The following is a 13,023-nucleotide window of genomic DNA, read 5'->3' as shown; positions in this document are numbered from 1 at the left end:
ACCGATGGCTTATTTAAGCCAACTCTGATACTCCGATGAGCTTGTCGAGCTGGATCGGCAGGTCGCGGATCCGGACGCCGGTGGCGTGGTACACCGCGTTGGCGACCGCCGCAGCCGCGCCCACGATCCCGATCTCGCCGATGCCCTTCACGCCGGCGAGGTTCAACTCGTCGTCGTGCTCGTCCACCCAGTACGCCTCGATGGACTCCACGTCCGGGCAGGCCGTGATGTGGTAGGTCGCCAGGTCGTGGTTGACCCAGTCGCCGTACCGCTCGTCGAGCAGGCCCCCCTCGTGCAGCGCCATCGACAGGCCCATCGTCATGCCCCCGATGAGCTGGCTGCGCGCCGTCGTCGGGTTGACGATCCGGCCGGCCGCGAACACTCCGAGCATCCGGTTGAGCCGGATCTCGCCGGTGGTGGTGTCCACCCGGACCTCGACGAACTGCGCCCCGTACGCGTACCGGGGGAGCGCGGCCTGCTCGCCGATCTCGTCGGTGGTGTCCGCCTCGGCGCTCACCTCGGCGGCCGGCGGTGTGCCGTCGGGCAGCTTGGCGCGCAGCGCGGCACAGGCCCGGATCACCGCCCAGCTCCAACTGGAGGTGCCCATCGATCCACCGGCCAGCGGGGCCGTGGGCAGGTCGCTGTCACCGATCCTGATCTCGATTCGTTCCGACGGCACAGCCAGGGCGTCGGCGGCCACCAGCCAGAGCGCCGTACGCGCCCCGGTGCCGATGTCGGTGGCGTCGATCTCGACCAGGAAGCCGCCGTCCGGGCGGGCGGTGACCCGCGCCGAGGACGGGCGGGACCGGGTCGGGTAGGCCGAGCCGGCCACTCCGGAGCCGACCAGGAAGCGCCCCTCGCGCCGGGACCGGGGCGTCGGGTTCCGGTCGGCCCAGCCGAACCGCCGCGCGCCCTCGCGCAGGCAGGTCACCAGATTGCGGCTGGTGAACGGTTCCCCCTGATCGGGGTCGACCTCGGGGTCGTTGCGGATCCGCAGCTCCACCGGGTCGATGCCGACGGCCACGGCCAGCTCGTCCATCGCCGACTCCAGGGCGTACGCGCCGGGGCACTCGCCCGGCGCCCGCATCCAGAACGGCGTGGGCACGTCGAGGCGGGTCAGTCGATGCGTCGTACGGCGGTGCGGCGCGGCGTACATGCTGCGGGTGTAGACGGCGGTCTGTTCGGCGAACTCGCGGATCATGGACGTCTGACTGATCGCGTCGTGGCTGATCGCGGTGAGTCGTCCATCGGTGTCGGCGGCCAGGCGGACCCGTTGGATGGTGGGCGTGCGGTAGCCGATCGGCCCGAAGATCTGTTGGCGGGTCAGCGCCAGTTTCACGGGCCGGTCCACGTGCCGGGCGGCCAGGGCGGTCAACACCACGGCGGCCTTGGCGTACCCCTTGCTGCCGAAGCCCCCGCCGACGTGCTCGGCGATCACCCGGACCGACTCCCGGGGCAGGTCGAACAGCTCGCTGAGGGTGGCCTGCACCGATGACGCGCCCTGGTTGGAGTCGTGCACGAGCAGCCGCCCGTCGGTCCACTGCGCCGTGGTGGCGTGCGGCTCCATCGGGTTGTTGTGGTAGGCCGGGGTCCGATAGGTGGCGTCCACCCGGACCGGCGCCGCCGCGTACCCCGCGTCGAAGTCGCCCTCCGCCGTGTCGGTCGGGTAGTGGGGATTGACCTCGTCCGGCTTGTACAGACCGGGGTGGTCGTCGGTGAGCACCGTGCTGTGTGGGCCCGCGTCGTACTCGACGCGCACCAGCCGGGCGCCCTCGCGGGCCGCCTCCAGGCTGGTGGCCACCACCACCGCGACGTACTGCCCCCGGTAGTGCACCACCGGGTCCTGAAGCAGCCACAGGTCCGGCTCCACGCAGGTCGCCAGTCGGGGCGCGTTGCCGTGGTGCACGACGTCCAGCACGCCGGGCGAGGCCAGCGCCTCGGTCGTGTCGATCCGGGTGATCCGACCGCGCACCACGGTCGTGGGCACCACCCAGCCGTAGGTGACGCCGTCGACCGGGTACTCCACGGCGTACCGTGCCGTGCCGGTGACCTTCTCCCGGCCCTCCAGCCGGGGGTGCGCCCGGCCGATCGCCCCGGTGCTCACGACGCCGCCAGTTCGCTGAGCACCCGTACCGTGATGGACCGGGTCAGGGGCAGCTTGAAACCGTTGTCGCTCAGCGGGCGTGCCTCGGCCAGCTCCGCGTCGGCGGCCCGCGCCGCCAGCTCGGGGCTGAACGGGTGGCCGCGCAGCTCCTGCTCGGCCCGGTACGCCCGCCACGGTCGGTGGGCCAACGCCCCGTAGGCCAGCCGCACGTCGCGGACGACGTCGCCGTCGAGGTCCAGCACCGCGGCCACCGAGCCGGCCGCGAATGCGAACGACGCCCGGTCGCGGGCCTTGAGGTACGTCGAGCGGCGCGCTGCCGGCAGCGCCGGCAGCCGTACGGCCGTGATCAGCGCGCCCTGGGCCAGCGTGGTCTCCCGTTCCGGATGCGCGCCGGGAGAGCGGTGCAGCTCGACCATGGGCATGTCGTGCACGCCCTCGGTGTCGTGCACCTCCACCACGGCGTCCAGCGCGGCGAGGGCCACGGCCAGGTCCGACGGGTGGGTGGCCACGCACTGCTCGGACCAGTCCAGCACCGCGAGGTCGCGGTTCTCGCCGTGCAGGGCGGCGCACCCGCTGCCCGGGTCGCGCTTGTTGCACGCCTTGCCGGTGTCCTGGAAGTACGGGCAGCGGGTGCGCTGCAACAGGTTGCCGCCCGTGGTGGCCATGTTGCGCAGTTGCCCGGAGGCGGCGGCGAGCAGCGCGCGGGTCAGCACCGGGTAGTCGCGGCGGACCGTCGGGTGTGCGGCCAGGTCGCTGTTGCGTACCGTCGCGCCGATCCGCAGTCCGCCGTCGGGCAGTTCCTCGACGGCGTCCAGAGGCAGCCGGTTCACGTCCACCAGCACGTCGGGGCGCTGCACGCCGAGTTTCATGAGGTCCACGAGGTTGGTCCCGCCGGCGAGGTACGCCGCCTGCGGCTCGGCGGCCAGCACGGCGACGGCATCGGCCACGTCGGTGGGCCGGTGGTAGCGGAACGGCCTCATCGCGCCGCCGCCGTCTCGCGGACGGCCGCCACGATGTGCGGGTACGCGGCGCAGCGGCACAGGTTGCCGGCCATCCGTTCGCGGATCTCGGCGTCGGTCAGGTCGGGCGCGGCGGTGATGTCCTCGGTGACCGCGCTGGGCCAGCCCCGCTCGACCTCGTCGAGCATGCCGCGCGCCGAGCAGAGCTGCCCGGGGGTGCAGTAGCCGCACTGGAACGCGTCCTGGGCGATGAAGGCGGCCTGCAACGGCGACAGTTCCTCCCCGTCGGCCAGCCCCTCCACGGTGACCACCGACCGGCCGTCCAGGGTGACCGCGAGAAGCAGGCAGCTCTTCACCCGGCGACCGTCGAGCAGCACCGTGCAGGAGCCGCACTGGCCGTGGTCGCAGCCCTTCTTGGCGCCGGTGAGGCCGAGATGCTCGCGCAGCGTGTCGAGCAGCGTGGTGCGGTTGTCCAGTATCACCTGGCGCGGGGTGCCGTTGACGTCGAACGCCACCCGTGACGCGTGCGCGGCGTCGACGACCGTCTGACTCTCTGCTCCTGCGGACATCGCCCCAGATTAGCCGTACGGGGTACAAATCCGGGCGGATAACGCGAAGAGCCCTTCGCTCACCCGCGTCGTGCGGCGCGGCCGCCCCGCGAACGGCGACGGCCGCCCGGGTACGCGCCGCAGCGCCACCCGGGCGGCCGTCCGCCCGCCTTCGGTCTCAGGCCACGTCGGTGGTCGCCCGGGCGAGGCTCCGGTGCGCGCGGATCAGGTCCGCGTAGCGCAGGCCGCTGGCCTTCACCGTCCGCTGCTGGGTGGCGTAGTCGACGTGCACCAGCCCGAAGCGCTTGTCGTAGCCGTACGCCCACTCGAAGTTGTCCAGCAGCGACCACACGAAGTAGCCCTCCAGGGGCACACCCCGCGCCACCGCCGACGCGCACGCCGCCAGGTGCTGCTCCAGGTGGTCGGTACGCTCCTTGTCCTCCACCGTGCCCTCGGCGGTGACCTCGTCGTGCCACGCCGAACCGCTCTCGGTCACGATGATCCGGGCCGGTCCGTACCGCTCGTGCACGTCGACGAGCAGCCGCTCCAGACCCGCCGGGTAGTTCTCCCAGCCCATCGCGGTCTCCACCGAGCCGGGCACCGGCACCTGCTTCACGAACGGCGCCGGGCCGGTGGGGTCGTCGACCACCAACTGCCGGAAGTAGTAGTTCACCCCGAGGAAGTCGGTGGGAGTGGCAATCACCGCCAGGTCGTCACCGCGTACCGGCGGCTCGACACCGTACGTCTCGACCATGTCGGCGGGGTAGCCACGCCCGTGGATCGGGTCCAGCCACCAGCGGTTGACGTGGCCGTCCGCCCGCCGGGCCGCCGCGACGTCCTCGGGACGGTCGGTCGCCGGCTCGATCGGGCTGAGGTTCACGACCAGGCCCACCGAGGCGGGCCGGGCGGCGTTCGCCCGGATCGCCTGGGTGGCCAGGCCGTGCCCGAGCAGCACGTGGTGCGAGGCGCGCACCGCGCGGGTCAGGTCCCGCTCGCCGGGGGCCATGTTGCCGTCCAGGTGCCCGATCCAGCACACGCAGAGCGGCTCGTTGACCGTGCACCAGTCGGCCACCCGGTCGCCGAGGCGGCCGGCGACCACCGCCGCGTAGTCGGCGAACGCCTCGGCCGTGGCGCGCTCCGGCCAGCCGCCGGCGTCCTGCAGGGTCTGCGGCAGGTCCCAGTGGTAGAGCGTGACGAACGGTCGGATCCCGTCGGCGAGCAGCGTGTCGACGAGCCGGTCGTAGAAGTCCAGCCCGGCGGGGTTGACCCGACCGACGCCCTCGGGCATCACCCGGGGCCAGGCCACCGAGAACCGGTACGCGTCCACGCCGAGGCGGCCCAGCAGCGCCAGGTCCTCCGGCCACCGGTGGTAGTGGTCGCAGGCCACCGCCCCGGTGTCGCCGTTGTCGACCTTGCCCGGCGTCGCCGAGAAGGTGTCCCAGATGGACGGCGCCCGGCCGTCGACGTCGACGGCCCCCTCGATCTGGTAGGCCGCCGTGGCGACGCCCCAGAGGAAGTCGGGTGGCAGCTTGGACAGGTCCGGCACGGGAAGGCTCTCCTCTGGGTTGGGGTGACTCACTTGACGGCACCGGCGGTGAGGCCGGCGACGAAGTACCGCTGCAGGGCCAGGAACCCGGCGACGACCGGGATGCTGACCACCAGCGACGCGGCCATGATCTGGTTCCAGTACACGTTGAACTGGGTCGAGTAACCCTGTAGGCCGACGGCCAGGGTGCGGCTGCCCTCGTCGGTCATCACCGAGGCGAACAGCACCTCACCCCAGGCGGTCATGAACGCGTACACGGTCACCGCGACGACGCCGGGCACGGCGGCGGGCAGGATGACCTGGAACAGGGTCCGCAGCGGCCCCGCGCCGTCGACCTGCGCCGCCTCGTCCAGCCCGCGCGGGATCGAGTCGAAGTAGCCGACCAGCATCCAGATCGAGAACGGCAGCGAGAAGGTCAGGTACGTGATGATCAGGCCGGTCCGGCTGGCGTACAGCTCGATGCCGGTGGCGTTGCCCAGGTTGACGTAGATGAGGAAGAGCGGCAGCAGGAACAGGATGCCGGGGAACATCTGCGTGGACAGCACCGTCACCGTGAAGACGCCCCGGCCGCGGAACCGGTAGCGGCTGACCGCGAAGGCCGCGAAGATCGCGACGGCCACCGAGCAGACCGCCGCGATGCTCGACACCACGAGGCTGTTCACCAGGTAGCGGGCCAGCGGCACGGTGCTCCACATGTCGACGAACGGTTGCAGCGTGGGCCGGCTGGGCCACCAGGTGAAGCCGTTCTGCACGTCCTGCAACGGCTTGGCGGCGGAGGTGACCATCACGTAGAGCGGGATGACGACGAAGAGGGTGAGCAGGGTCAGCACGATGCGTCGGCCCCAGCGCTCACCGGCGGTCTCACGCATGGTCGTCCCTCCGACGGTTGGTGATCAGCAGATACGCGGCCGAGACGATCATCAGGAACAGCAGCAGCGCCACCGACATCGCCGAGCCCGACCCGAAGTCCCAGGTCTTGAAGGAGCTGCGGTAGATGTGGATGGAGATCAGGTCGGCCTGCGCGGGCGCGGAGCCGCCGAAGAGCACGAACGGGGTGTTGAAGTCGTTGAACGTCCAGAGGAACAGGACCAGCAGCAGCACCAGGTTCACCGGCCGCAGCATGGGCAGGGTCACCGAGCGCAGCCGGCGCCAGAACCCGGCGCCGTCGATCGCGGCGGCCTCGTACATCTCGCCGGGCACGTTCTGCAGGCCGGCCATCAGGCAGAGGAACGCGAACGGCCAGTTGCGCCAGACCGACACCACCAGCAGCGACCAGAAGCTGTTGTCGCCGATCAGCCAGAACGGCCGCTCGTTCAGCAGGCCGAGCTGGTCGACGAGCACGTGGTTGACCAGGCCGGTGTCGCGCTGGAGCAGGAAACTCCAGGTGATCACGGCGGCGTAGACCGGCAGCGCGTACGGGGTGAGGAACAGCGCCCGCAGGATGGCCCGTCCGCGGAACGGCTTCTGGAGCACGACGGCCGCGGCGATGCCGAACAGCCAGGCGAACCCGACCGAGAGCACGCTGTAGGCGAGCGTGATCCAGAACGAGTGCAGCAGCTCCTTGCCGGCGGCGCTGTTGAAGTCGAGGGTGGCCCGGTAGTTCTCCAGGCCGACGAAGGGCGCGGTGGACCAGTCACGGATGTGGAACTGGGTCAGCTCCAGCATGCTCATCCAGACCCCGACCACCATCGGGATCACGTGGATGGCGAGTTCCAGGACGATGGCCGGTGCGAGCAGCAGGTACGGCAGGAGGGAACGGCGTGGGCCGCGCGGCCGGCGGGCGGGTCCCCGGGCGGGTGACCCGGCCCGGGGTACGCGCCGGTCGGCGTCCGGCGCGGTGGTGCTGGTTGCCATCGGGGTCCTCTCGGAGGCGGTGGCCGTGGTCGGGCGACGAGCCCCGACCACGGCCACCGGCGCTGCGTGGGTCAGCGCATCTTCTGCTGCGCGTCGGTCAGCTTCGCCTTCACCGAGGCCTCGGTGACCGGCTTGCCGCTCGCCGCGTCGGCGAACAGCTCCTTCATCGCGGTGCCGACCAGGGTCTCGAAGGTGCTCTCCTCGGGCACCTGCGGCAGCGGGGCCGCGGTGGTGACCAGGGTCTCCTGGATGCTCTTCTGCTCCGGGGCGCTGAACGCCGGGTCGGAGCCGGCGGTCTTGACGGCCGGCAGGGAGCCGTACGTCTTGTTGAGGATCGTCTGCTCCTCGTCGCTGGTCATGAACTTGACGAAGCTCAGCGCGCCGTCCTTGTTCTTCGTGTGCTTGAAGACGGCCATGTTGATGCCGGCCACCATGCTGTTGACCTTCTTGCCGCCGGCCGGCGGGTTGGCCAGGAACGGCACCGGGGCCACGCCGTAGGCGTCGGCGGCCATGTTCTGCGTCTTGAGGTTCGAGCCGGCGGACTGCCACAGCAGCATGGCGGCCTTGCCGTTGGCGAAGTCCGAGACCGACTGGTTCTGCGCGTACTCGGCGTTGCTCGGGTTGGTGATCTTGTCAGCGGCCATGAAGTCGACGTAGCGCTTGATGGCCGAGACGTTCTGCGGGGTGTCGAAGGTCGGCTTGCCGGCCGAGTCGAACCACTCGCCGCCGTACTGCTGGCTGAAGGTGAAGGCGTGGTGGGCGTTCTCCGACGGGTTGGCGCCCTCGATCGCGAGGCCCCACTTGCCACCGGTGCTCAGCTTCTTGCCGTACTCGACGACCTGCTCCCAGGTCGTCGGCGGGGCGGTGATGCCCGCGTCGGCGAACATCTTCTTGTTGTAGTACAGGCTGTACGCCATGGAGTAGAGCGGCACGGCGGCCGGCGGCTTGCCGGGCGCGCCGGCGGCGGCGAGCGCGGCGGGCACGATCCGGTCCTTGCCGCCCACGGCCTGGAGCGTGGCGTCGTCGAACTCGACGAGCGCGCCGGTGGCCTGCAGCGACGCCGACCAGGTGTTGCCGATGTTCACCACGTCCGGGCCCTTGCCCGAGGTCGCGGCGGCGAGGAGCCGGTTGAGCAGGTCCGACCAGGGGACCACCTCGACGTTGACCTTGATGCCGGTCTGCTTCTCGAACTTGTCCAGCTCGGGCTGGAGGGTGGCCTTGTCGGCCTCCAGGCTGGCGCCCTGGTTGCTGGCCCAGTAGGTGAGGGTCTTGGGCGATGAGGCGGAGTCGTCGCCGGAGCCGCCGCAGGCGGTCAGCGATGCGGCAGCCAGTACGGCGGCAGCGAATATCCCGAGGTGTCGTCTCGACACGGTCAGCCCTTCCGGTACGTGGTGGGGGTCCGCCGACGGTCGTCGTCGATAGGGGTCTGGCGACGGCGGTCGGCTGCGGACGGGGTTTCTCCGGACGCGCCGTCGGAGTTCCGTCGGCGTTTCCCGGGAGTTACATCACGGCTTAATGAATGTCGTCATTAAAGTGGTTGGCCGGTGGGTCGTCAAGCACGGTGCGGTTACAGTCGCCACCTACGGCCGACGGGAACGAGGTGACGAGTGGAGCTGGCGCGTGCCACGAACCGGAGCGTCCGGCTGCGCAACCGGTCCGCCCTCCTGACGAAGCTCTTCCTCGACGCCCCGCTCACCCGGCAGGACCTGGTGCGCAGCACCGGGCTGAGCCAGCCGGCGGTCAGCAACGTGGTGACCGACCTGATCGACGAGGGCATCGTCGTCGAGGCCGGAGCGGCCGAGTCCGACGGCGGCCGACCCAGCATGCTGCTGCGGGTCGCCGCCCGGTACGCCTTCGTGATCGGCGTGGACGTCGGCGAGACCCGGGTCCGGGTCGAGCTGTTCGACTTCGCGATGACACTGCTGGCCAGCGTCGAGTACCCGCTGGATCCGGCGCGTACCGAGCCGGACGTGGTGGCCGGGCACGTGCTGGCCGGCATCGAGGTGGTGACCGGCCAGGCCGGCGTCACCACCGCCGACGTGCTCGGCGTCGGCATCGGCGTCTCCGGCGTGGTCGAGCAGGGCGACGAGGCGGTCGTGCACGCCCAGGCCCTCGGCTGGGACCGGGTGCCGCTGGAACGCCTCATCGGCGCCGGCACCGACCTGCCGCTGCACATCGACAACGGCGCGAAGACCCTCGGGCAGGCCGAGATGTGGTTCGGTGCCGGGCGCGGGGCCCGGCACGCCGTCTTCGCGCTGGTCGGCTCGGGTGTGGGCGCGGCCGTGGTGACCAACGGCGCCACCTACCGGGGCGCGTCCAGCAGCGCGGGGGAGTGGGGGCACACCACCCTGGTGTACGGGGGCCGGACCTGCCGGTGCGGCGCGCGCGGCTGTCTCGAGGCGTACGTGGGCGCGGAGGCGATCATCGACCGTTACCGGGAGGCGCGTCGGGGACGCGTCGTTCCCGGCGAGGACGAGGAGTCCCAACTCGCCGCGCTGGTCGCCGCCGCCGACAGCTCGGCCACCGCCCGTCGGGTGCTGACCGACACCGCCGGCTACCTGGGCGCCGGGGTGGCCAACCTGATCAACCTGTTCAACCCGGAGCGCGTCGTCCTCGGCGGGTGGGCGGCGATGGCGCTGGGTGACCTGCTGCCGGCAGTCCGCGAGGCCGCCGGCCGGCAGGCGTTGCGGCAGCCGTACGAGCAGGCGTCGATCGAGCTGTGCCGCCTGGGCGTCGACGCGGTGGCCCTCGGCGCGGCCACCCTCCCGATCGCCCGCTTCCTCACCGCCGGCGGCGTCCGCCCCTCCTGACCCTCCTTCGTGCGGTGATCAAGAGGTTCGCGTCAACCTGGGCCCGGTTTCTGACGCCAACCTCTTGATCACTGGGAGTCAGCCTGGAGCGGGGACGGGCGGGGACGGGGTGGAATTACACAAAAACTGATCCTCGGGATAAATAACGAAGTTATAGATCGATGTCTTGACGCCGCCGCAATCTCGCCGCAACACTCCTACGAGAGCGCTCTCATCCCCCGCGGCGTCGCATCGGCGGCACCACCCACGGCACCACGGGCGAAATCCGACCCCACCCGCACGGCGTCCGTAACGCCCTATCGACAGGCGATGTCATGACATCTCGTGCTACATCCGTACGCCCGCGTCCCCGGCGGCGGACCGTTCGGCACCTCCTCACCGGAGTCGCGGTGGCCCTGGTGGCAGCCCTGACCCCGGCGGTGGCCACGGCGCCCGCGCAGGCCGCCCCCACCCTGCTCTCGCAGGGCCGCCCGGCCACCGCCTCCTCCACCGAGAACGCCGGCACCCCCGCGTCGGCCGCGGTCGACGGCAACACCGGCACCCGCTGGGCCAGCGCCTTCAGCGATCCGCAGTGGCTCCAGGTCGACCTCGGCGCGCGGGCCACCATCAGCCAGGTCAACCTGCTCTGGGAGGGCGCCTACGGCCGTGCCTTCCAGATCCAGACCTCCGACGACGCGGCCACCTGGACGACGATCTACTCGACCACCACCGGCGCGGGCGGCACGCAGAACCTCACCGTGACCGGCGCCGGCCGGTACGTGCGGATGTACGGCACCGCCCGGGGCACCGGCTACGGCTACTCCCTGTGGGAGTTCCAGGTCTACGGCGAGACCGACGGCGGCACGTCCACCTGCGGCACCGCCAACGTGGCGCAGGGCAGCCCGGCGACCGCCTCGTCCACCGAGGGCGCCGGCACCCCCGCGTCCGCCGCGGTCGACGGCAACACCGGCACCCGCTGGGCCAGCGCCGCCAGCGACCCGCAGTGGCTGCGCGTCGACCTGGGCAGCAGCCGCACGATCTGCCGGGTCACGTTGACCTGGGAGGCGGCGTACGCCCGTGCCTTCCAGCTCCAGACCTCGGCCGACGGTTCCACCTGGACCACGATCTACTCCACCACCACGGCCACCGGTGGCACGCAGAGCCTCACCGTCACCGGCACCGGACGCTACCTGCGCGTGTACGGCACCGCCCGGGGCACCGCCTACGGCTACTCGCTCTGGGAGGTCGCGGTCAACACGACCGGCGGCGGCACCAGCGAGCCTCCGGTCGGCACGACCGACCCGTACAACCCGAACCTCGGCGCGAACACGTACGTCTTCGACCCGAGCACCCCGACGTCGACGATCCAGAGTCGACTGAACACCATCTTCACCCAGCAGGAGACCAACCAGTTCGGCGCGCAGCGCTACGCCGTGCTGTTCAAGCCGGGCACGTACACGGCCGACGTCAACCTCGGCTTCTTCACCCAGGTCGCCGGCCTCGGCATGAGCCCCGACGACGTCAACCTCAACGGCCACGTCCGGGCCGAGGCGACCTGGTTCGGCGGCAACGCCACCCAGAACTTCTGGCGGGCCGCGGAGAACCTCTCGGTGACGCTGCCCTCCGGCGTCAGCGTGGAGCGTTGGGCGGTGTCGCAGGCCGCGCCGTACCGGCGGATGCACCTGCGTGGCGCGCAGAACCAGATCCAGCTCTGGAACGGTGGCGACGGCTGGTCCAGCGGTGGCCTGCTGGCCGACACCCGCATCGACGGCCTGGTCGTCTCCGGCTCGCAGCAGCAGTGGTACTCGCGTAACAGCGAGTTCGGCAACGGCTGGACCGGCTCGGTGTGGAACATGGTCTTCCAGGGGGTCAACGGCGCTCCGCCGCCGAGCTTCCCCAACCCGTCGCACACCGTCATCGCCCAGACCCCGCAGGTCCGCGAGAAGCCGTTCCTCTACGTGACCGGCAGCGGCGAGTACCGGGTCTTCGTGCCCGCGCTGCGCACCAACTCCACCGGCACGAGCTGGTACAACAAGACCCCGGCCGGCTCGTCGATCTCGCTGTCGCAGTTCTACGTCGTCCAGCCCGGCACCAGCGCGGCCACCATCAACGCCGCTCTCGCCCAGGGCAAGCACCTGCTCTTCACCCCGGGCGTGCACCACGTCACCGAGCCGATCCAGGTCAACCGGGCCGACACGGTCATCCTCGGCCTCGGCCTCGCCACCATCCAGGCCGACAACGGCAGCGTCGGGATGCGGGTCGCCGACGTGGACGGCGTGAAGGTCGCCGGCATCATGTTCGAGGCCGGCACCACCAACTCGCCGGTGCTCATGGAGGTCGGGCCGTCCGGCTCGTCCGCGAGCCACGCCAGCAACCCGACCTCGCTGCACGACGTGTTCTTCCGCATCGGCGGTCCGCTCGTCGGGAAGGCCACCAACACGCTGACCGTCAACAGCGACAACGTGATCGGCGACCACATGTGGCTGTGGCGGGCCGACCACGCCGCCCAGGGCGTGCCCACCGGGTGGACGCTGAACACCGCCGACACCGGACTCACCGTCAACGGCGACGACGTCACCATGTACGGCCTCTTCGTCGAGCACTACCAGAAGTACCAGACCATCTGGAACGGCAACGGTGGGCGGACGTACTTCTACCAGAACGAGCTGCCGTACGACGTGCCGAACCAGGCGGCCTGGATGAACGGGTCGACCCGGGGCTACGCCGCGTACAAGGTGGCCGACTCGGTGACCAGCCACCAGGCGTACGGGTTGGGTAGCTACAGCTACTTCAACGTCAACCCGGCCGTCGTCGAGGAGCACTCCTTCGAGGTGCCCGTCAACTCGAACGTGCGCTTCACGAACATGGTCACGGTCTCGCTCGGTGGCGTCGGCACCATCAACCGGGTGATCAACAACGCCGGTGGCACCGCCAACGCGGCCAACCAGACGGTGTACCTGACGAACTACCCCTGACCGGGGCGCCCGCGCCGATCCGGTTGACTCATCTGACCGGGCCGGCGCGGGTCGTACCCAGGGCCGAGGCCGGCCCGGTCCCGCCGAAGACCGGGCCGGCCACGGTCGTGTCCGCGTACGCCAGCTCCCCGGGCAGCCGCAAGCGTCGGGCATACGACTCTCCGCGCGCCCGCGCCGATGATCGCGGCTCGGGTGGGCTGGCATCGACGGTCCTATACTGTGCCTACCGGTCGTGGAACCCGTGAGCG

The 13,023-nt window shown here is 71.0% G+C and carries 9 protein-coding genes; 2 read left to right on the top strand and 7 right to left on the bottom strand.

Annotated features, from left to right (window positions below):
* Positions 1 to 13 precede the first annotated feature (13 nt).
* From ACQPZK_RS16575 to ACQPZK_RS16545, 7 genes are all read right to left on the bottom strand, one after another.
* Positions 14 to 2,104: a xanthine dehydrogenase family protein molybdopterin-binding subunit gene (locus ACQPZK_RS16575; protein WP_433533818.1), complete on the bottom strand. Its 2,091-nt coding sequence runs from the start codon at positions 2,102 to 2,104 to the stop codon at positions 14 to 16.
* The gene (locus tag ACQPZK_RS16570; RefSeq protein ID WP_433533817.1) at positions 2,101 to 3,084 is read right to left on the bottom strand and encodes an FAD binding domain-containing protein; all 984 of its coding nucleotides are present in this window, start codon (positions 3,082 to 3,084) and stop codon (positions 2,101 to 2,103) included. The genes ACQPZK_RS16575 and ACQPZK_RS16570 overlap by 4 nt, the downstream gene beginning before the upstream one ends.
* A complete protein-coding gene (locus ACQPZK_RS16565) occupies positions 3,081 to 3,632 on the bottom strand; it encodes a 2Fe-2S iron-sulfur cluster-binding protein (protein ID WP_433533816.1) in 552 nt (183 codons plus the stop codon). Before ACQPZK_RS16565 ends, ACQPZK_RS16570 begins: the two co-directional genes overlap by 4 nt.
* A 157-nt stretch (positions 3,633 to 3,789) precedes the next feature.
* The gene (locus ACQPZK_RS16560) at positions 3,790 to 5,157 is read right to left on the bottom strand and encodes a GH1 family beta-glucosidase (protein ID WP_433533815.1); all 1,368 of its coding nucleotides are present in this window, start codon (positions 5,155 to 5,157) and stop codon (positions 3,790 to 3,792) included.
* Between the two features lie 29 nt (positions 5,158 to 5,186).
* Positions 5,187 to 6,026 carry a carbohydrate ABC transporter permease gene (locus tag ACQPZK_RS16555; protein WP_433533814.1) on the bottom strand — a complete coding sequence of 280 codons (840 nt, stop codon included), beginning with the start codon at positions 6,024 to 6,026 and terminating at the stop codon, positions 5,187 to 5,189.
* The gene (locus ACQPZK_RS16550) at positions 6,019 to 7,011 is read right to left on the bottom strand and encodes a carbohydrate ABC transporter permease (protein WP_433533813.1); all 993 of its coding nucleotides are present in this window, start codon (positions 7,009 to 7,011) and stop codon (positions 6,019 to 6,021) included. Before ACQPZK_RS16550 ends, ACQPZK_RS16555 begins: the two co-directional genes overlap by 8 nt.
* 71 nt (positions 7,012 to 7,082) lie before the next feature.
* Complete coding sequence (locus ACQPZK_RS16545; RefSeq protein WP_433533812.1) at positions 7,083 to 8,381, bottom strand: ABC transporter substrate-binding protein; 1,299 nt, start codon at positions 8,379 to 8,381, stop codon at positions 7,083 to 7,085.
* A gap of 237 nt (positions 8,382 to 8,618) precedes the next feature.
* Between ACQPZK_RS16545 and ACQPZK_RS16540 the strand changes: the two genes are divergently transcribed.
* Together ACQPZK_RS16540 and ACQPZK_RS16535 are read left to right on the top strand one after the other, a co-directional pair.
* Positions 8,619 to 9,821 (top strand): ROK family protein, encoded by a 1,203-nt coding sequence (locus ACQPZK_RS16540; protein WP_433533811.1) that lies wholly within the window; start codon positions 8,619 to 8,621, stop codon positions 9,819 to 9,821.
* Between the two features lie 314 nt (positions 9,822 to 10,135).
* A complete protein-coding gene (locus ACQPZK_RS16535; protein ID WP_433533810.1) occupies positions 10,136 to 12,775 on the top strand; it encodes a discoidin domain-containing protein in 2,640 nt (879 codons plus the stop codon).
* Positions 12,776 to 13,023 lie beyond the last annotated feature (248 nt).

It is taken from the genome of Micromonospora sp. CA-249363 (genome assembly GCF_050950185.1).
In the GTDB taxonomy this organism is placed as follows: Bacteria; Actinomycetota; Actinomycetes; order Mycobacteriales; family Micromonosporaceae; genus Micromonospora.
Note: the sequence above shows the minus strand (reverse complement) of the source record. Positions and strands in the feature narration are given on the sequence as shown.

Bases quoted from the DNA above. Each gene is read 5' to 3' on its own strand.
- ACQPZK_RS16570 (WP_433533817.1), bottom strand. From the start codon at position 3,084: ATGAGGCCGTTCCGCTACCACCGGCCCACCGACGTGGCCGATGCCGTC.
- ACQPZK_RS16565 (WP_433533816.1), bottom strand. From the start codon at position 3,632: ATGTCCGCAGGAGCAGAGAGTCAGACGGTCGTCGACGCCGCGCACGCG.
- ACQPZK_RS16555 (WP_433533814.1), bottom strand. From the start codon at position 6,026: ATGCGTGAGACCGCCGGTGAGCGCTGGGGCCGACGCATCGTGCTGACC.
- ACQPZK_RS16550 (WP_433533813.1), bottom strand. From the start codon at position 7,011: ATGGCAACCAGCACCACCGCGCCGGACGCCGACCGGCGCGTACCCCGG.
- ACQPZK_RS16535 (WP_433533810.1), top strand. From the start codon at position 10,136: ATGACATCTCGTGCTACATCCGTACGCCCGCGTCCCCGGCGGCGGACC.